15 protein-coding genes are annotated in these 19,147 nt (G+C 59.8%); 9 read left to right on the top strand and 6 right to left on the bottom strand.

Going from position 1 to position 19,147, the window contains the following annotated elements:
• The first annotated feature begins 44 nt into the window (after positions 1-44).
• The 5 genes from KZO25_RS15850 (at position 45) to KZO25_RS15830 (ending at position 5,111) form a co-directional block, all read left to right on the top strand.
• Positions 45-1,634: a diguanylate cyclase gene (locus tag KZO25_RS15850; protein WP_223137708.1), complete on the top strand. Its 1,590-nt coding sequence runs from the start codon at positions 45-47 to the stop codon at positions 1,632-1,634.
• 115 nt (positions 1,635-1,749) lie between these two features.
• On the top strand, positions 1,750-2,532 hold the full coding sequence (gene rsxB / locus KZO25_RS15845; RefSeq protein ID WP_223137707.1) for an electron transport complex subunit RsxB: 783 nt from the start codon (positions 1,750-1,752) through the stop codon (positions 2,530-2,532).
• A 20-nt stretch (positions 2,533-2,552) separates the two neighbouring features.
• Complete coding sequence (nth, locus tag KZO25_RS15840) at positions 2,553-3,191, top strand: endonuclease III (protein ID WP_223137706.1); 639 nt, start codon at positions 2,553-2,555, stop codon at positions 3,189-3,191.
• Positions 3,192-3,285: 94 nt separating this feature from the next.
• Positions 3,286-4,347 (top strand): carboxysome shell carbonic anhydrase, encoded by a 1,062-nt coding sequence (locus KZO25_RS15835; RefSeq protein ID WP_223137705.1) that lies wholly within the window; start codon positions 3,286-3,288, stop codon positions 4,345-4,347.
• A gap of 17 nt (positions 4,348-4,364) precedes the next feature.
• Positions 4,365-5,111 carry a YdcF family protein gene (locus tag KZO25_RS15830; protein ID WP_223137704.1) on the top strand — a complete coding sequence of 249 codons (747 nt, stop codon included), beginning with the start codon at positions 4,365-4,367 and terminating at the stop codon, positions 5,109-5,111.
• Positions 5,112-5,126: 15 nt separating this feature from the next.
• Here the strand turns inward: KZO25_RS15830 and KZO25_RS15825 are convergent, their stop codons facing one another.
• From KZO25_RS15825 to KZO25_RS15815, 3 genes are all read right to left on the bottom strand, one after another.
• Entirely contained in the window at positions 5,127-6,134 is a 1,008-nt protein-coding gene (locus KZO25_RS15825; protein ID WP_223137703.1) for an ArsA family ATPase, read from the bottom strand.
• Positions 6,135-6,296: 162 nt separating this feature from the next.
• Positions 6,297-6,599, bottom strand: coding sequence for a cory-CC-star protein (locus KZO25_RS15820; RefSeq protein WP_066445353.1), 303 nt, complete (start codon positions 6,597-6,599; stop codon positions 6,297-6,299).
• 17 nt (positions 6,600-6,616) lie between these two features.
• Entirely contained in the window at positions 6,617-8,296 is a 1,680-nt protein-coding gene (locus KZO25_RS15815; RefSeq protein ID WP_223137702.1) for a carbon starvation protein A, read from the bottom strand.
• A gap of 350 nt (positions 8,297-8,646) precedes the next feature.
• Here KZO25_RS15815 and KZO25_RS15810 point away from each other — a divergent pair, with 350 nt between their 5' ends.
• The 4 genes from KZO25_RS15810 to KZO25_RS15795 all read left to right on the top strand — a co-directional run bounded on the left by KZO25_RS15810 (position 8,647) and on the right by KZO25_RS15795 (position 14,208).
• Complete coding sequence (locus tag KZO25_RS15810; protein WP_066448286.1) at positions 8,647-8,931, top strand: hypothetical protein; 285 nt, start codon at positions 8,647-8,649, stop codon at positions 8,929-8,931.
• A 362-nt stretch (positions 8,932-9,293) separates the two neighbouring features.
• Positions 9,294-10,067 (top strand): 3',5'-cyclic-nucleotide phosphodiesterase, encoded by a 774-nt coding sequence (locus KZO25_RS15805; RefSeq protein WP_223137701.1) that lies wholly within the window; start codon positions 9,294-9,296, stop codon positions 10,065-10,067.
• Entirely contained in the window at positions 10,064-11,476 is a 1,413-nt protein-coding gene (locus KZO25_RS15800) for a hypothetical protein (protein WP_223137700.1), read from the top strand. Before KZO25_RS15805 ends, KZO25_RS15800 begins: the two co-directional genes overlap by 4 nt.
• An 11-nt stretch (positions 11,477-11,487) precedes the next feature.
• Positions 11,488-14,208, top strand: coding sequence for a FecR family protein (locus KZO25_RS15795; RefSeq protein WP_223137699.1), 2,721 nt, complete (start codon positions 11,488-11,490; stop codon positions 14,206-14,208).
• Between the two features lie 3 nt (positions 14,209-14,211).
• Here the strand turns inward: KZO25_RS15795 and KZO25_RS15790 are convergent, their stop codons facing one another.
• From KZO25_RS15790 to ispH, 3 genes are all read right to left on the bottom strand, one after another.
• Positions 14,212-16,419, bottom strand: a complete 2,208-nt coding sequence (locus KZO25_RS15790) for a CHASE2 domain-containing protein (protein ID WP_223137698.1) — start codon at positions 16,417-16,419, stop codon at positions 14,212-14,214.
• A gap of 178 nt (positions 16,420-16,597) precedes the next feature.
• Complete coding sequence (locus KZO25_RS15785) at positions 16,598-17,233, bottom strand: popeye domain-containing protein (RefSeq protein WP_223137697.1); 636 nt, start codon at positions 17,231-17,233, stop codon at positions 16,598-16,600.
• Between the two features lie 363 nt (positions 17,234-17,596).
• Positions 17,597-18,604, bottom strand: coding sequence for a 4-hydroxy-3-methylbut-2-enyl diphosphate reductase (gene ispH, locus KZO25_RS15780; protein WP_223137696.1), 1,008 nt, complete (start codon positions 18,602-18,604; stop codon positions 17,597-17,599).
• Between the last annotated feature and the right edge of the window lie 543 nt (positions 18,605-19,147).

The following is a 19,147-nucleotide window of genomic DNA, read 5'->3' as shown; positions in this document are numbered from 1 at the left end:
GCTAACAAACATCTCTAACAACAATTAAGCCTCAGGCGTGTGCCATGACCCCACCCTTCTCGTCACTCCGCCACCGCTTTTTCCTCGCTCTCGGCGGCGTGCTGTGCTTCGCGCTGCTGGCGCTGATACTGGTGGCACGCTACCAGATCATGCCGATCCTGCTGGAGGACGAGGAGCAGTATGCCAGCGGCGAACTCGATCGGGTCGAGCGTACCCTGGGCAGCGAACTTAACCATATGCGGCGCCTGGTGGAGGACTGGGCATGGTGGGACGATACCTACGACTTCGTCCAGGGTCAGCGCCCGGAGTATACCGACTCCAACATCTATGAAAGTACCCTGGAAACCCTCGATCTCAAGATGATGATCTTTCTCGATGTCCGCAACCAGCCCAGCTGGGTAGCGGGCTATGACGAGGATGGCGAGTTCACGTCCTGCCCCGACACCGCCCCCCCCTGCGACTGGGCCACTACCTACATCGACTACCTGCAAGCCAGACTCGACAGCGAAGACGAAGCGTCACAAACCTGGCTACTCGCCCAGCCCGGGCTCGCCATGGCGGCCATGTCGGGCATCTACCAGAGCCGGGAAACGTCTCCCTCGGCCGGCTGGCTGATGATGGTGCGCCCCCTTTCGGCGCCGTGGCTTGAACAGCTCCGCGACACAACCGGCATCGATCTGCACCTGACCAGCATCGCAGCGGAGAACGAAGCAGTCCACGAAAGCCTGGAGCGGGTTTCAGCGACTCACATGGCGGCAAGCCGAGCGGTCGACGCCATGCCCGACGACCGGTTGGTTCGCATCGATGCGACTCTCCCGCGCCAGCGTTACCAGGCCAGCCTGGAGACCTTTCGCTTTGCGCTCTACTGGACCAGCGGGGTACTGGTCCTGACACTGCTGGTGGTGCTGTGGCTGCTCGAGAGCATCGTACTGGCCCCCCTTCGCCAATTCTCAAGCTATACCCAGCGACTGCATCTCGATACGACGCCTTCTCCCATGCCAGCCTCGTTGCTGAAGCGGCACGACGAGATCGGCACCCTGGCCCAGGAATTTCGCCACCTGCTCGACCATCAGTACCAGCAATCCACCCTTCTGCTCGAATTGTCACAACATGATTCGCTGACCGGACTTGCCAACCGCCGCCTGTTCGATGAACAACTCAAACAGACCATGCATCAGGCACAGACCCATGGCACGCAGGTAGCCACCTTGATGATCGATATCGACCATTTCAAGCTTTACAACGATCACTACGGCCACCTTGCCGGCGATGATTGCCTGTCCACACTTGCTGAATTCATGCAAGGCCACTTGGCCTCTCACCGGTTTCTGGCCGCCCGCACCGGAGGCGAGGAGTTCAGCATCCTGATGCCCGGCACCTCACTGAATGAAGCACTGGACCATGCCAACGAGCTGCTGAAGGCAATCAATTCACTGGGGCTGCCCCATGAGTACTCCCCAACCAGCCCCTACGTGACAGTCAGCATCGGGGTTGCCGCCAGGCAGGACAACCTGTCGACGCCGAGCGATATCATGCGCGCCGCCGACCAAGCCATGTACCAGGCCAAGGCCGGCGGGCGGAACCGAGTAGCGGCTTACCAGGCCCAGGATCAGACCAGCAGCATCGAACGCTAGCGCCAATCGCCCATGCAGCTTCCTGTAAGAACGGGTTGATTCCAGGCGGTATGCCCCAGGTGCCCTGGGGCATATAATAGGCCCCCTCGATTCACCGTAGTCATCAGGAGAAAAAGTGAGGGGCGACTCAACGCTGATTGAAGCCATCGACGCCCTGTTGCCGCAGACGCAGTGCGGCAAGTGTGGCCATCCGGGCTGTCGCCCCTACGCCGAGGCCATTGCTGACGGCGAGGCGATCAACCTCTGCCCTCCCGGGGGCCAGCAAACCGTGACGCAGCTTGCCCAGTTGACAGGCCGCCCCCCGCTGCCCCTCGACCAGCCGGCCCAGCCCCCCCTGGTCGCCTGGATCCGCGAGGCGGAGTGCATCGGCTGCACCAAGTGCATCCAGGCCTGCCCCGTAGACGCCATCCTCGGCGCAGCCAAGCGCATGCATACGGTCCTCGCCGCAGAGTGTACCGGCTGCGAACTGTGCGTCGCGCCATGCCCGGTCGACTGCATCGATCTGCTACCCCATCCCGACTGGCTTGCCGCCGACAGCGAAGCGGACAGGCAAGGCTATCTGGATTCCCGGGCTCGCAAGGGGCGACGGCGCTTCGAGGCGCGCAATCGGCGCCTGACAAGGCAGGCACGTGAGAAGCGCCTGGAACGCCAGCGCCGCCTGATCCGCCAAACCTCTCGCACCAGCCGTAGCAGTGCTGACAACCGGCCCGAGCGACGTCAACGCCAGATGGCCGTCAACGCTGCCGAACAGGCCCTGCGCCGCGCCAGGCAGCAGTTGGCCCATGCCGAGCGACAGGACACTGCCGAGGCGATCGCGATGGCCCAGGATCGAGTAGCACAGGCAACCAGACTGCTCGACGATGCCCGCACTTCCCTGGACAACACGCCCGCACGCTGACCACCTGAGAATCGTCCGAGATGAATGCCCAGAAACGCCTAGAGATCTTCACACGATTACGCGAGCACAACCCGGAGCCCACCACGGAGTTGCACTGGTCGACTCCTTTCGAGCTGCTCACGGCGGTGCTGCTCTCTGCCCAGGCCACGGACGTCGGTGTGAACAAGGCCACCGCCAGGCTGTTCCCGGTGGCCAATACGCCGCAGGCGATACTCGATCTCGGTATCGATGGGCTCAAGGAGCACATCAGGACAATTGGCCTGTACAACACCAAGGCCGAGAACCTGATGAAGACCTGCCGCATACTGGTCGAACAGCATGGCGGCGAAGTCCCGAAAACCCGTACCGACCTGGAAGCGCTGCCCGGCGTCGGCCGCAAGACCGCGAACGTGATCCTCAATACCGCCTTTGGCGAACCTACCATTGCCGTAGACACGCACATCTTCAGGGTGTCGAATCGCACCGGCCTTGCCAAGGGCAAGGATGTGGTAGAGGTGGAAAAGAAGCTACTGCGTCATGTCCCCCGGGAGTTCCTGCAGGATGCCCACCATTGGTTGATCCTGCACGGACGCTACACATGCGTGGCACGCAAGCCGCGCTGCGGCAGCTGTGTCATCGAGGATCTCTGCGAATTCAAGGACAAGGTCGACATCGCCTGAGCCATCTGCGACCAAGGGCGGCTTTGCATATTCGCGCAAGCTGTTGGACGATAGCCACTCGGCAAGTCGACAACAACAACTATCGAGCCGCTCCATGCGCATCCACGACCGCCCCATTCAAGAACGAATCGAGGCCCTGCTCTCCCTCTCCCGGGAGCACGCCGACACCTTCTGCAGCCCCTCTGCCGGGCTGGCTCGAGAGCGCTATCTGGCGGCACATCCCACCCGTATTGTGGTGATGAAATGCATGGATGGCCGCATTCATCTTCCTCATGCCACCCGCACCCCGCTGGGGATCATCACGCCCTTCCGTAACCTTGGCGGCATCTTTAATCTCGGCTGGCCCTATCTGGGTGACATGCTGACCGACACGGTTTACGAAGCGACCCACAGCGGCCATGGGGTCCTGATGATCATCACCTACCACTTTTCGCGGGGCGAGAAAAAACGCGGCTGTGCTGGCTTTGACTGTGACGCCGAGGCGGCCCTGGCCCATGCCCGAGCGATCCGTGCCCAGGCCGAGCAACTCTTCGGCCATGACCACCGCCATGTCTATCCCCTGGTCTGTGGCTTCGAAACCGACGGCGACGCCTTGATCGTGCATGGCAATACCGATACCCGTCTCGACATCGGCGAACTGAGCCTGGCCGATTCCAGCGACCTTGACCGCCGGGTCGCCGCCCTGTGCCCCGACATGCCTTCCGATATTCGTCGCGACCTGCTGCCACTACTGGAAGGCAACCTACAGCATGTGGACTCGCTTCGAGGCGTCCCCCGCAAGCTCGATATCGAGCATAGAGAGTGGGTAATCTGCGTGGGCCGTGGCTTCGACTTCCTCCACCTGCCCAATACCGCACTGATCGTCGGACCCTATAGTCCGGATCTTTCGGAGCCCATCGGCACCGCTGCCGCCATTATCGATGCGAATATGAAAACCGGCCGCATTCCCGATGACGGCTTTCTCCTGCTGGCCTCGACCCCCTACCAGGAGGTCGGCGTGGACCGTGCTCGAGCCGAAATGAAATCCCACTTTCTCGCGGAGTTCGCCACCCAGGTCATTGCCCGCGAACATCCAAAACTGGCCAAGCGCATGATCCGGCGCACCGCCATTGTTCATTGGCCCAGCCGCCGACTGGAACTGCTCAGCGACGCCTGAACTCGCCGGAGATCGACATGAGCCTACTCAAACTCCTGCTGCTGCCCCCCACCATCAATGTGCTGCTGGTATTGCTCGGGCTGATGCTCGGGCTTCGGCGTCTGCTTGGCGCACTGCTGGCAATGCTGGGCCTGGTCGGGCTGCTCGCTCTCGCTACCCCTCTGGCCAGCCACGCCCTGCGCCAGGGTTTGGAGCCCTACCCCGTACCGTTGCCCAGCCAGCTGGAGACCGCACAGGCCATCGTGATCCTGGGCGGCGGCCGTGACTACAATGCCCCGGAATTCGATTGGGGCGATGCCCCCGCCAACGCCACCTGGCGACGCCTTGCCTACGGGACGCATCTGCATCGTGGCACCGACTTGCCAATACTGGTCAGCGGTGGCCGTGTGCATGACGAGCACAGCGCCGAAGCCAGCCTGATGGCGGCAGCGCTGCGCGAGGTCTTCGACGTGCCGGTTCACTGGATGGAGGGCGAGAGCCGAAATACCACCGAGAACGCCCGCTTCAGCGCCGACATGTTGCTCGCCGCGGATATCAGCCATGTGGTACTGGTATCCCAGGCCTGGCACCTGCCCCGTGCCGTGGCGGAGTTCGAAGCCGCCGGGCTGACCGTCATCCCTGCGCCGACGGAATTCACCAGCCCGCCGCCACAGGGGTGGCACGCCTGGATACCGCGGGCGTATCACCTCAATCAGAGTACCCGGGCACTGAACGAGTGGTTGGGTCGCGCCTGGCTAGCCATGCGCGACAGGCTGCCGCTGTAGCAGCAACAAAACCCCTCAAAAACCCAGCGCCTCCAGTCGATCGGCCAGCCCTTCGAGGACGTCGATTCCCTGCACGTCGGTGGGCAGCCAGGGAAGGCGCGGGCGTGGCAGTCTTGTCAGCTGGTCATCGATACGTGCCAGATAGGTAGCCTCCTGCTCGCGACGAGCACGCAGGAACTCCCCATCGGCATCATCGGGTATCACCCGATTGACCAGGGTACCGGCCACCGGAATATTGGCTGCCTCCAGCGCCTCGACGGCACGCACCGTCTCCAGGATCGGCAGTCGCTCCGGTGTCATGACGAACAGAAAGCTCGTCTCTTCCGGATTTTCGATCCGTCGACGTGCGCGATGAAACAGCCGCCGCCGGTCGATCAGGGTGCGAGCCACATCCCGGGTCTTCTCATCCAGGTCGCTCAGCGGATCTTCCTGAGGGTCGTCGAAGGGGGTCGCCACATCGCGGCCACGCCTGGGCGTCAGGTGCGAGAGGACCTTGCCCAACTCTTCGGACTTGCGATTATGGGACAGCAGCCCATCGGTCCAGGCGGCCATCGCCTCCGGCAGCGTCAGCAGCCGCAGCGTATGGCCGGTGGGCGCGGTATCGAAAATGATCAGGTCATAGGGCGCCTCGTCGTCAGTCACCAGTCGCGAGAGTCGCTCCAGCAGCGCGGCCTCCTGGGTGCCGGGCGACTGCCGCGTCAAACGCATCTGCCGCTCGAGTTCCTTCATCATCTCCGGCGCGGCATAGCGGCGCATCTGCTCGGTGACACGGGACAGGTGCGCTTCGACCTCGATGTCCGGGTCGATCTCCATGGCATCCAGGTTCGGCAGCAGCCGACGCGGGGTGTCGCCCAGTTCACGGTCGAAGACGTCGCCCAGGCTGTGCGCCGGGTCGGTGGAAACCACCAGCACGCGGCGGTCGCGCCGCGCCGCCAGCACCGCCAGCGAGGCGGCCACGGTGGTCTTGCCGACACCGCCCTTGCCGCCGACCCAGAGCAGGCGTTTATCTAGAAGATCCTTCATGCATTCTCAGCCTTTGGCCGATGCCGAGGTGAGCCCCGACGACAAAGGTCATTGAGGAGGCGCTGTGAATCCTTCCCTGGACGCTACATTTGCCATCCATGGCAAATGACCTCCTCTATGACCTGTCCCCGGGCCTCTTGGCATGCTTTTCTCAACATGTGCCTAACAGCACTTGAAATGATCCAGCGGCGAGCGCTCCATGCCCATGCGACAGTGCCAGTCGTGGAAGCGCTCGAGCAATAGCGGCTGGAGCTCCAGGGTGTAGTAGGCGGCGGGATTGGGTACGCCCATCATCTCGGAGAACACCAGCAGCATGAACAGGTCGTCTTCGTCTCGCCGTGCCCGGGCAATTGCACCGCGGTAGCGCGAAGAGTAGACCTCCTCCGCGAAGAAACGGGCCTGGCCGAGCCAGGCCCGAATCCGTTCGAGACGAGGATCATGACCGCTGCCATGATCGTCGTGCATACGCTGCTCCTCCACTGTCAATTGTCGCCCTGCTCAGCCATCTCGGCCCGCGAACGCTTGAGGGCCGACGCGCACTCCATTGCCACCATGATCGCGGCAATCAGCACCACGATATCGACAACCAGCAGGAAATAGTTGCCCTGCTCGAAGAAGGTGCGCAGCTGGATCAACAGGGCCGCTATGGTCATTACCAGCAGGAAGCAGAGCGGCACCAGCGTGTACCACATGGGACGACGCAGGCGCACCAGCATCACGGTGATGACCAGCAGCGTCAGGCCGGCAAGCAGCTGGTTGGTGGTGCCGAAGAGCGGCCAGATGATCATGCCACCGGTGCCGTCGGCGCCACCGGCACCAAAGGCCAGCAGCAGGCAGCTACCCACCGCCAGCAGCGTTGCCGGCACGTTCTTCTTCATCCAGGGCTGGTTATATATCTCGCCCCACTCCTGAAAGATATAGCGCTGCAGGCGCAGCCCGGTATCCATGGTGGTGCCGGCAAACAGCGCCGCCATCACCGTGAGCAGGGTCGCGGCCGTCGCTTCCGGCAGGCCAAGGCCGTTGTGGATCATGAAGGCTCCGCCTTCCACGAACGCCGTGACGCCACCCGCTCCGAAGGCGGTGTACATGGCTTCCCAATCGGCAAAGGTGGCAAAACCGGCGGTGGCGGCAAGGATCGCGGCCAGCGCCAGCATGCCTTCGCCCACCGCCCCAAAATAGCCCACGAAGCGCGCGTCGGTTTCCTTGTTGAGCTGCTTGGAAGTCGTGCCGGAGGAGACCAGGCCATGGAAACCCGAGATGGCACCACAGGCGATGGTGACGAACAGCAGCGGCAGCATCGAGGGCGTCCCGGCGGGCACGTTGTCGTTGACCATCGGCGCCACCAGGGTCGGGTTGAGCAGCACGATTGCGCCGTACAGCACGATCAGGCCGATGAACAGCTGTAGCCCGTTGATGTAGTCGCGGGGCTGCAGCAAAACCCACACCGGCAGCAGCGAGGCGATGGCCGCATAGGCAAAAAGGATCAGAATCCATACCGCATTGCCGGAAAGCCCGCCCACCTCGGCTGGCATCTGCAACGGCACGGAGGGTCCGATGCCGATCAGGGCATAGAGCGCAATGACCCCGATGATCGAAACCATGGGCAGGCTCAGCACGCGACGATAGATCAGTTGCCCGATGATCAACGCCACCAGGATGGCGCCCCATACCGGCACCACGGCGCTGGAGAAGTTCATCATCAGGCCCGCGATCACCACGGCGAATACCGCATTGACCATCAGCAGCACGAGGAAGATGACGATCATGAAGATGCTGCGGGCGCGCTTGCCGACCACGTCACCGGTCAAGGCCCCGACGGACTTCGCCTTGTTGCGCACGCTGGCCCAGATGGCGCCGAAGTCATGTACACCGGCAAAGAAGATGGTCCCGAAGACCACCCAGAGAAAGGCCGGAAGCCAGCCCCAGATCACGGCGATAGCGGGCCCCACGATGGGAGCCGCCCCGGCCACCGAGGTGAAGTGATGCCCCCAGAGGATGAAGCGATTGGTTGGCACGAAGTCGACGCCATCTTCGTACTCGTGGGCGGGCGTCCTGAAGTCCGGGTCCAGGCGGTAGATCTTCTCGGCGATGAACTTGGAGTACAGGAAGTACCCCGCTGCCATCGCGGCAAGACCCAGAACCAATAAGATGATTGCGCTCATTTTGGTCGGCTCCTTTGTCAGGATTCTTGGTTCTTGTCGGCTCACGTGTTGCGCGAGCGCTGGACCATGCAGTCCAACGGGAATGCAAGATCGAGGATGAAAGGCAAAGGCCAGAATCACCCCAAGGTGGCGTCGGATCACCCAAAGCCTAGACCACGATTGGTCATTTTCACCATTCCATTACACAACGGTCAAAATGGGACATCAGGATGAGGCACGGTTCAGGGGGATGGAAATCAGATCCGCGTCAGCGTCGACAGGTGGCTAGTCCAAGGTCGTAATGCCCTTACCATGGCGAACACGCTACGCTGCTCACAACGGTCGATCGCTCACAAGACAATGAGATTCCAATGCAAGAGATCCTGCTTCACTTCGCCATGGCCGCCACCTTCGGTGCCTTTACCGGCTCGCTGTTCCGTCTTACCCGCCGGCCCGGCTACGAGCGTCCGTTCATGTTTCCGGTCGTGGGTCTGATCGCCGGAATTACCGCCTACATGATCTTTTATGTCCTCGCCTCAACCACCGGCGCACCCACGTGGCTGCTGCCAATACTCATCGTGCTTCAGGTTTGGCTATGGCTCGGACCGTTGGGGCCGAAGTTTCGCAAAGCGGAAAACGGCGATGAAAGCCGTTAATGCTGAATGTCGGTGATACGGAACTCAGCGCCCTTTTCCGCCAATCGATGGTAGCCACTACGCTCGCAGCAACGATCGAGACACTGCAAAAATGGCCCCGCGAACTCCACCTGATACGCCTTGACTCAAGAGGCAAACTGGTGCCAGGAGAGCATTGAGCTTGCCCGAAAGGAGCGCTCTCCCACGATCTCACAGAGCTCCATCCCTATAACTCGACACTCACCGATCATTCCGTATAGCCTAGGGCTTGACTTCAGCTGACAACATGGAAAGAAAGCCTCATTCAATTGGCCTCCCTCTTAAGGCAGCGATGGTGCCTTCGATAGTGCTGATTTGACAACCATCGCTTACGGACAGAGACAATGCACATTCAAACACTCGGGGCCAGCGGCGGAATGGAAAGCCGGGAAGGCACTACCGCTTTCCTGCTCGCGCCTAACCTGCTATTGGATGCTGGCACCGGCGCCCAGCAACTCACCCCGGCCCAGATGGCACGTATCGATAGCGTGCTCCTCACCCATGCCCATCTCGATCACATTGCAAGCCTGCCTCTGCTCATCGACACCCAATACGAAAGAATGATCGAGCAAGGGAAAGCCCTGACTGTCTACGCACTGCCCCAGGTGATCGAGACACTCAAGCAGCATGTCTTCAATGACGCCATCTGGCCGGACTTCAGCGTGCTGCCCTCTTCCGAGAAAGCCGTATTGCGCTTTTCCCCCCTAAGCCCATGGGAATCCCTCACGCTCCCCACTGATGAGGGAGAGCCACTAACCATCACCCCCTTTCCCGTCTCCCACAGTGTGCCCGCATGCGGCTACCTGGTGAGTGACGACACAATGAAATTTGCTTTCAGTGGCGACACCGGCCTGGATGTCAGCGTGACAACATCACTCAATCGGTTAGGCGCCCTCGACTGCCTGGTCATCGAGTGCGCCTTTGCCAACCACCTTGATGACCTAGCCGAAATCGCGTGCCACTTGACGCCACAACGCCTTGCGGCACTGCTTGCCACGCTCGATTCACCTCCCAAGACGCTCTGGGTCACCCACCTGAAGCCTGGCCTTCGCGAGCAGATTTTTACCGAACTGCAGCATGCGCTACCCGATACATTGACCTGGAGCCTTCCATCATGAGGCGCATTTTCACGTTCTCGCCGGCCCGGATCGCCTCCTGGGCGAGTGTTCTCTTCGTACTGCTCTGCTCAAACGCCTTGGCGTATCAAGCCGATCTCAATGAAGCCCGCCAGGCCCTCGAACAAGGCGAACATCTGGCCGCCTACGACCAGCTTCAACGACTTGAACTTGAACACGGTGGAGAACCTGAATTCGATTACTGGCTGGGCGTGGCCGCTCTACGTGCCGGGTCGCCAAGCCACGCCCTGATCGCGCTGGACCGCGTAATTCTCCGACAACCAAGCCACGCAGGTGCCCGCATGGAGCGTGTGGCGGCGCTATTGCAACTCGACCAGCGTGCCGCCGCAGAGCGTGAGATCGAGCGCCTGCAGGCACTCTCGCCGCCCCCTGAAGCACAGGCAGCGATCGCTCGGTTTCAAGCCGTAATCACGCAGCGCCGGCACGTGGAAGACAGCCCGAAACATCAGGGGCGTTTTGGCATCGACATCGGCTACGACACTAACCCCCAGCGGTTTCCCAGTGAGGTCGCGATTGATCCATTGCAACCGAGCTTACGTAGCGCGATTGAAGCGCTGAGCGAGATGGGACTGGTACCCGATGGCGACCTGTCTCGGTTGGATGAGCAGGTATTCAGCCCTGATTCCAGCACATACCAGCGGTTAGAAGGGAGCTACCAAGGGACATTCCCAGTGGACGAGCAGTCACGCTGGCTAATCAATGCCGTGGGCCAGGCGCAGCGCTACACCCAGGAATCAGCTCAGGATTACGACCTTACCCTGGCGCAGGCCCAATTGGGCTACCAACGCGATCTGCCTCACCAGCGTGTCTTTACGCTGCGGGGCTCTGCGCTGCAGGGCTGGAGTGGGCGCAGCCAGGACCGACTGCTGACTCGCTGGGGCAGCCACGCGGAACTGAGCCAACCCATTGGGCTCGATAGCGAGCTGAGATGGCAGTTGGGCGCGCAGCACAACCGCTATAGTGAAGCGAGAAACGACCACGATACCGGCCTGCTTGGCATTCAACTCAACAGCCGACACTCGGCATGGCGCACACGCCTGGTTGCCCAGATCGAACACGAGTGGGCCAACGACGACCGCGAGGGGGGCGACTTGACCCAGCTTCGTCTGGGTGGCGGCATAGACTACCCCATCGGCGACCGTCAACTTTTGCGCGCCGACCTGAATCATCGCGTGCGCACCTATCAAGACGATGGCTTCGCACGCTTCAATGATTTTTACGCCATTCAGCGCCGCGACCGCATCTGGCAGGCGCGCCTCACCTGGCTTTACCAGCTCAGCAGCGACTGGCTGGTGGAAGCCAGTGCCGATGTCGAGCGCCGACGTTCGTCGGTCGACTTCTTTGATAACCGCCGCCGCCAGACACAAGTCGGCATTCGCTACCTTTTCTGACGGAGCCGGTCATGAGTCACTTCCCCAAGCCCCCCCTGTCATGCTTCATGTCCCTGAGTGTCGGCGGTTTCGCGCTGCTGCCCGTGTTCGCCTATGCAGATACGCCTGCCGGGCAAGTCATGTTCATTCACGGTGACGCCACCATCGAACGCAATGGCGAGCGCCTAGCCGCTGAGCGCGGTGCCGACTTCTTTGCCGGTGACACCTTCCATACCGCCGATGCCAGCACGCTGCAGCTGCGCTACAGCGATGGCGGCACCAAGGCCATTCGCCCAGGCAGCACCTACACGCTCGAGCGCTATGAGCTCGATGACGATAGCCCGGAAGAGTCCGCCCAGAGTGGCGAACTTGTGCGCGGCGGCTTGCGTGCCATCACTGGAGCCATTGGTCGAAACGCGCCGAACAATGTCACTAACAGCACACCGGTCGCCACCATGGGCATTCGCGGCACCAGCTTCCAGATGCTGCATATTCCCGAGGAAGGGAGCCCTTCCCCGCCCGGCGTCGAAGCCGGCAGTTATCTATACGTGGAAAGCGGACTACTGGTCATGTCCACCGACGCCGGTGAAACCCTGGTGCGACCCGGCCAGGTCTTTTTCTCCCCGGAACGGGGTGAACCGCCGCGTCTGGTACCCGGTGGTGTCAGTATTTTCGAGCAGTTGGATGAGAGCATGCCCCAGGGCCGCGAGGAAGATGACACCGCATCGCCAACGCCGGCGTCACAAGGCGGCACCACACCTACCGACCCGGACGCCCCTACCGATACGGCTGCCACACAGGGCACGTTTTTCGACGATTTAGCGCTGATACCACTGGACACGACGGATCTGCAGGCCACCTTGAGTGAATCCGGCACCGATGAGCAACTGATCGAGATAGAGCGTGATGCCGAGGAGCGCATAGTGTCCACACCGGAGCCCGAGCCCGAACCTGAGCCCGAACCCGAACCAGAGCCAGAGCCTGAGCCAGAGCCTGAGCCCGAACCAGAGCCCGAACCAGAGCCCGAACCAGAGCCCGAACCGGAACCTGAGCCCGAACCGGAACCTGAGCCCGAACCGGAACCTGAGCCCGAACCGGAACCTGAGCCCGAACCGGAACCCGAGCCAGAACCGGAACCCGAGCCAGCCCAACAAATCGGCTTTGAAGATACCGATACAATGCTCCAACAAGGCGTTAGCGGTAGCGATGAAAGCCTGCTTGGTGAGAGCGGAAAGCTCATGCTCACCACCGGCGAGAATGATCAAGTGCTCTCCCCAGACGCCACCCGCTGGAACAGTCGCCTGCGCTCAGCTGAAATTAATGATGAGCGCCTTCAAACCCGTGCGGATGCGGCGTCAGGGGACTTTCAAGTGATATCACTCAGCGAACGTGATGCCACCACAGATAGCACCACAGTAATCTATTGGGGCCGCTGGGCCAGCGAGGATGTTGCGCAGCTAAGCAGTGATGGTGAAACCCTGCTGACACCGCTAGGCAACGTGGGCGACCTCCACTATATCGGTAGTAACCAGACCCTCGACATTGACAACATAGACAGCCCTGCCCAGTTTATTGAAAACTTAGCCAGACTGGACCCTGAAGCGCCACACGACCCACTGAACCGCGTCGACTTTTCTCTAGTCACTCCCGGAGAAATTACCGCCAACGACGGCACACTCTCAGTCCGCGATGACTCGACGTTCTCTCTGGCATACGTAGAGGGGTTAGATACGTTCGTGCCACAACTCCATGCCCAGGCCCGTTTTTATCTTATTGATGATTCCGGTAACGTCTATCTTGCTCAGGCGAGTCAGTGGCTAGAAAATTTCTTCTTCGATGGCGATGAAGGTTCACAGCGCTTGCTATTCGGCGATGATGGTGGTGAGTTGACTCCCGAATCTATAGATCCTGAGTCACCGACTCCTGTTAGCGGCGGCTATTTTACTTCTCGCTTTCTCGGCACTTTTGGTAGTGACGAAGAAGCTGGCACTGTCGACGGTGTGATCGGCAACCTCTATGTCGAAATTGATGATGGCGCCCGCAGTGGCTACGGCAGCCTCGGTTTTGGACGCGAGCCTAAGCCAGAGCGCTGGATAGACTTTGAGCCCGTTGCTTTTGAAAACACCCTAACCACAGCAGCCGGAACTGACTTTATAGGCTCTCTATATGATTCCAATACCCCGCCTACTGCTCAGGGGTCGACCGTGATTGAAACGGCTAATGACTCGGGCGAAGTGGTTTGGGGCTACTGGGAAAGCGGCCAGGAAGTGACTCTGGATGGCTTTACCGATGTATTGCCGGAGTCGGTGGTCTTTATCGCTGCCTCCGATGAACTTTCAGACTTACTAAGCCCGACGCTAAGTCCAGAGGTGATTGATGATTTGGGAGAGACGTTCGTCACCTTTAGCTGGGTGGGTGGCACTGGCCTGGTGTCCACCGAGGGAGGCGATGTCATACCCATTCTCAGCGACAGTTCTATTACGCTTTCCAACATGGAGGGTATTGAGATTGAGATTCTCCTGGATGACTTTGGCACGCTATGGGGAGCCGGGGAGTCTTTCAATCTCACTGAAATCCCGCTTGAGCATGCGAACTGCGAGGCTAGCGGCTGCTTCGATGAGGGAAGGTTAACAGGCCGATATATTGGTGCAGAAGCTACCGCCATAATGAGCCTGATTGAAGCCTGGGGCGATATCGGCAACTACAGCGGTACCGGCGTCTTCGAGCGATTCAACGAAGGCATTCCGGAATAATCCTCACTTCTCCGTATGGGTCCATACCCCATCCCAGTCGGATGGGGGTGGATCTGCCTTGAACTGCTCGATCCGTTCAAGGTACATCTGCGTGGGGGCGTCTTGCTGGTCGGTCAGCGCCTTGAAGGCGCCCTCAGAGGAATCGAATTCCGCCGCGTGGTAGAGTTCCAGCGCCTGCTCGTACGCGGCGTGCCACTCGCGCCGTGAATCACCAAGCGCCTCCCGGCGGCCGAGCGGTTCGAGAATCCACAGCGGCGCGCTGCGACCTTTCACCCGTACTTTATCCAAGCGCCGAAAACACCAGTTGGGCACCCGCTCGGCTGTGGTTTCGCTGACGATCACACTCACGCCATAGGCCTTGGTCAACCCCTCCAGGCGCGAGCCAAGGTTGACGTTATCGCCCATCACCGTATATGCCATGCGGAAGCTGGAGCCCATGTTACCCACGCTCATGGGGCCGGTATTGAGTCCGACTCCCATTGCCAGTGCGGGTTTGCCCTCGGCAATGAATTCGCGGTTGACGGCGTCGAGCGCGTCGAGCATGGCAAAGGCGCCCTCGAGCGCATGTTCGGCGTGTCGCGCGTCGTGCAGCGGTGCGCCCCAGAACGCCATGATGGCATCGCCCATGTACTTGTCGATGGTACCGCGGTGCTGATGGATCGCACCGGTCAGGGGCGTCAACAGCCGGTTCATCACCTCAGTAAGCTCTGCAGGCGCAATGGCCTCCGAGAAGGCAGTAAAGCCGCGCACATCCGAGAACAGCACAGTGAGTTCACGCTCCTCTCCTTCCAGCCCGAAGCTTTCGCCGCTATCGACCATGTCCTCCACCAGCTGTGGCGGAATATACTGCCCGAAGCGCTCGGCCACCCAGCGCTTCTGCTGGGTTTCTCGCAGGAAGTTCATCGCCAGGTGCCACATCAACTGGGCCACCAGCAGCACCAGCAACCCGGCAACTGGCAATGCAAGACCCTGGTACCACGCCCAGAGGTTACCGCCTATCGCCGTCGCCAACAGTACGCTACTGATTGCGACCAGCAGCAGCGCATTGAGATGCGGATAGAGCAGCACCATCAGAATGCCCAGGGCCGCCAGGCTCACAAGCTCGAACCCGAGTACCCACGGCGGCTGGGCGTGGATGCTCTGGTGCAGCATGCCGGCCAGCAGACTTAGATTGATCTCGGGCCCGGGATAGACGCCCCCCACCGGCGTGGAGCGCAAATCCATCAATCCCGGGGCGGAGGCCCCCAGTATCAGCGTCTTACCCGCCAGCGTCCCCGGTTCCAGGCGCCCCTCCAGCACATCGACTGCCGAAAAATAGTCAAAATGCCCACGCGGTCCGTACCACGGCACCAGCGCGGCGCCACGGCCATCAACCGGAATTTCAAATCCGCCCGCGTCGAGGGCTTCCAGCTGTGTCACCCCAGCGCCCTCCCCCAGTACCGGTGTAACCGGGGGTTCGCCCAGCAGCGTGAGCAACATCGCAAGCGGAAGGTTGGGGTAAAGCTCCCCCTCCCAGCGCTGCAACATGGGGACACGACGAAACACGCCGTCATCGTCCACACGGGGATTATCGAAAAACCCCGCACTCATCGCACTCTGCTGCAGAACCGGCAGGTTGGCGGTATAGCGTTCGGGCGCAGGAAACGGAAGTGGGTCGGTTTCTTCAACCATTGCGGGGCGGGGCAACTGCCCGACAGATGGCGGATCACTGGGTTGGCGTGATGCCTGGAAATAGTACCCAAGTACAACGGGGTGGGCCGCCAAGACGTTCGACAACTGCTCATCGCCATCGACAGGCGGCGGCAGTTCACCGAGCGCAGGATAATCGCGGGAGAGCTCCTCCCAGTGCTGTTGCCATAGTGAGGTTTCCGGTTCAGCGAAGACCACATCGATACCCAGCAACCCAGCCTCGTACTCGGTGAACAGCGTGTCCACCAAATCCGCAAGCGTAGCCCGCGGCCATGGCCATTGGCCCACCTCGTACAGGCTGCGTTCATCAATATCGATGATGGCCAGTGAGGGGTCCGCTTGTTCCGACAAGGTGCTGCGCACCTTCATGTCGTATGCCTGCCACTCCAGGCGTTCCAACAACGGAAAGGGCAACAGGCCGGTTTTCTCGACAAGCAACAGCATCACGATCAGCAGACCGCCAGCGTACTGCAGCCAGTGCCAATAGCGCTTGCGGGTATGGATGGGAGCCTTTGACGCCATGCCCGAACATTCCTCAAGGTTTTCTTCACCCTACCACGATTAGCTTATTGAAACAGAAGCCTGGTCACTACTGGTGGGGCCGACAGCGTAAATAACCTCCAGTACCAGGATGAGCGGAAATCAACCATTTCGTTCGGCCATCTTCCTGGGTTCGGCACACAGACATCAAGGCCAACAATCAACGGGCAAGTTTATTCGCCATATCCATGCCAATAGCGCTTTGCAAGGCATCTTTCATTTCGGGGTCACGCACATACAACTGCTCAAGGGTTTCAGCCTCCCACACTAAATAGCGTAGTGGCTCTTCAGCAATAACATCTGCACTGGTAGGCTTGCGGCTGACAAAGCTCATCTCACCGACAAAATCACCAGGATATAGCATAGCGCGTTGCTGGCCGTTGGCTTCGACCCTGGCTCTCCCAGACAGTATAAGCAGCAGCGCATTCAGCTCCTGGTCTTTCATGATGAGGACCTCGCCCTTTTTTCTATCATGGGTCTTGGCCAGCCGCAGCAAACGACGCATTTTTCTTGGCTTGAGGAAACGCAGTGTGCTTTCATGCAGCCATTGCTCCTGTTCATTAAGCTTGATGGGGCGGCGATGAAGCAGCAGAACAATCAGGTTAAAGGAATTAATAACGATAAAAGCCACCTGCCACCCCATTGCAGAATAGAGCGGTACTGCTTGAAAATAAAAATAAGGCAGCGTACTACACGCTGCAAGAATTGTAATGGCGCGCAAATAGGCCATATCACGAACCATATAAGCAAGACAGAACAATACATTAGCAAAGAAAAACAATGCTACTGTGTGCACATGACCCTCCAAAACATTACGTCACGCGGCTGACTGACCTGAAGCTTCTGCGCAACATCCCCTACGAATAAAAATAGCTCCAGCATATCAATCATCCGTCCTATCGATGCTAACAACTAGTACAAATCCGCTGCATTTTAATCCGACCGACTCAGCAAAGACTTATCCTGATAAATGAAACTTTATTTGCGTCAATCATTTTATGAAATATGCCACAACATAAGCAGCATGAATATATAAAACGATGCTGCCATAATTGCAATATACGACTTCCTTCGGATAGCTTGCTTCGCCATGCGGTACCTCGTTGTAGTGAGCCACGTTAACGGGGTGTCCACTGCAACTGGGTAGGATCCCTTTTCATCAGCTCCTGGCAATTACCAGCTGATGCAGCTCACGGGGCATGGAAAAAGTGATGGTTTCTTCGCGGCCTTCCAGTTCTTTTGGTGCGGCGGCGCCGAGTGACTTCAAGCGTTCAATTACGTCTTTTACCAGCACCTCGGGCGCGCTGGCCCCGGCGGTGACACCCACGCGCTGCACGTTATCCAGCCAGCTCGCATCGATCTGCTCGGCGCTGTCGATCAAGTACGCTGGTTTTCCCATGCTCTCTGATAGCTCACGCAGCCGATTGGAGTTGGAACTATTGGCACTACCGACCACCAGCACCAAATCGCTCTCTGCGGCCAACTCACGCACCGCATCTTGGCGGTTCTGGGTGGCATAGCAAATATCATCCGTTCGCGGGCCGCTGATCTCGGGGAATTTATTCCGCAAGACGTCAATAACCTTGGCGGTGTCATCCATCGAGAGCGTAGTCTGGGTCACGAATGCCAGCCGGGTGGGATCCTTGACATCCAGATTGGCCGCGTCGTGTTCATTCTCGACTAGATAGATGCGGCCACCATGGGAGGTGTCGTAGCGCCCCATGGTGCCTTCCACTTCGGGGTGTCCTTCGTGGCCAATCAGAACACACTCCTGGCCGCGCTTGGCGTAGCGCAGCACTTCCATGTGAACCTTAGTGACCAATGGGCAGGTGGCGTCGAAGACTTTCAGCCCGCGCCGTTCTGCATCTTGCTGCACCGCACGCGACACGCCATGGGCGGAGAAAATCACGATGACGTCATCCGGCACTTCATCCAGCTCTTCGACGAACACCGCGCCACGCTCGCGCAGCGATTGGACCACAAAACGGTTGTGGACGACCTCATGGCGCACGTAAATTGGCGGGCCAAACACATCTAGCGCGCGATTGACGATATCGATTGCCCGGTTGACTCCTGCGCAAAAACCGCGCGGGTTGGCCAGTTTGATCTGCACAGGGGCTTCAGATGTCGTCTCCGGGAGCGTCTTGGAAGCTGTTTTAGAAGCCATGCTCACCCCTTGATGCCACTGCATCGCAAAAAAATGGAGAGTGCCGTTAACAATAAACAGCGCGTTTAATGGGGTCAGCCCCAGCTCAACGACGGAATTGTCGATCTCAAAAATCAGGTTACGCCCTGCCAGCGTCTGGTTAAAGGCCTTCCCGATTGAATCGTCGACACACTACCAGCGCCACAACCGCGCCGCTATCCGCTCTGGCCTTCCCCATCAATCCAATCACAAACAGGGAAAGCCTGTCGATGGTCGATGAGCCCGCCTACGCTTATGCACAGCATTTTTCCGGAAAAGCCGTAGATAGAAATGCAAGAGAACTGATGATCATCAGGTGGCTTGATCACGTCTCAGTGGCCAGCGCCTGCCCCGCACCAGCAGAAAGGGCCGGTCTGACACCCTGATGAAAAAGCTGGGGTAACATGAACGGGGCCGTTGCAGGTCGCTGGGCGGACCGGTACGCTTTCATTCCGACGGCCTCCTTCAGTGTATGACTGGTTAACGCCTGTTGATGCGGCCAATTGATTAGAATAGCCCAGCTGC

This window comes from Halomonas sp. ANAO-440, assembly GCF_019915905.1.
GTDB classification, from domain to species: Bacteria; Pseudomonadota; Gammaproteobacteria; order Pseudomonadales; family Halomonadaceae; genus Halomonas; species Halomonas chromatireducens.
Note: the sequence above shows the minus strand (reverse complement) of the source record. Positions and strands in the feature narration are given on the sequence as shown.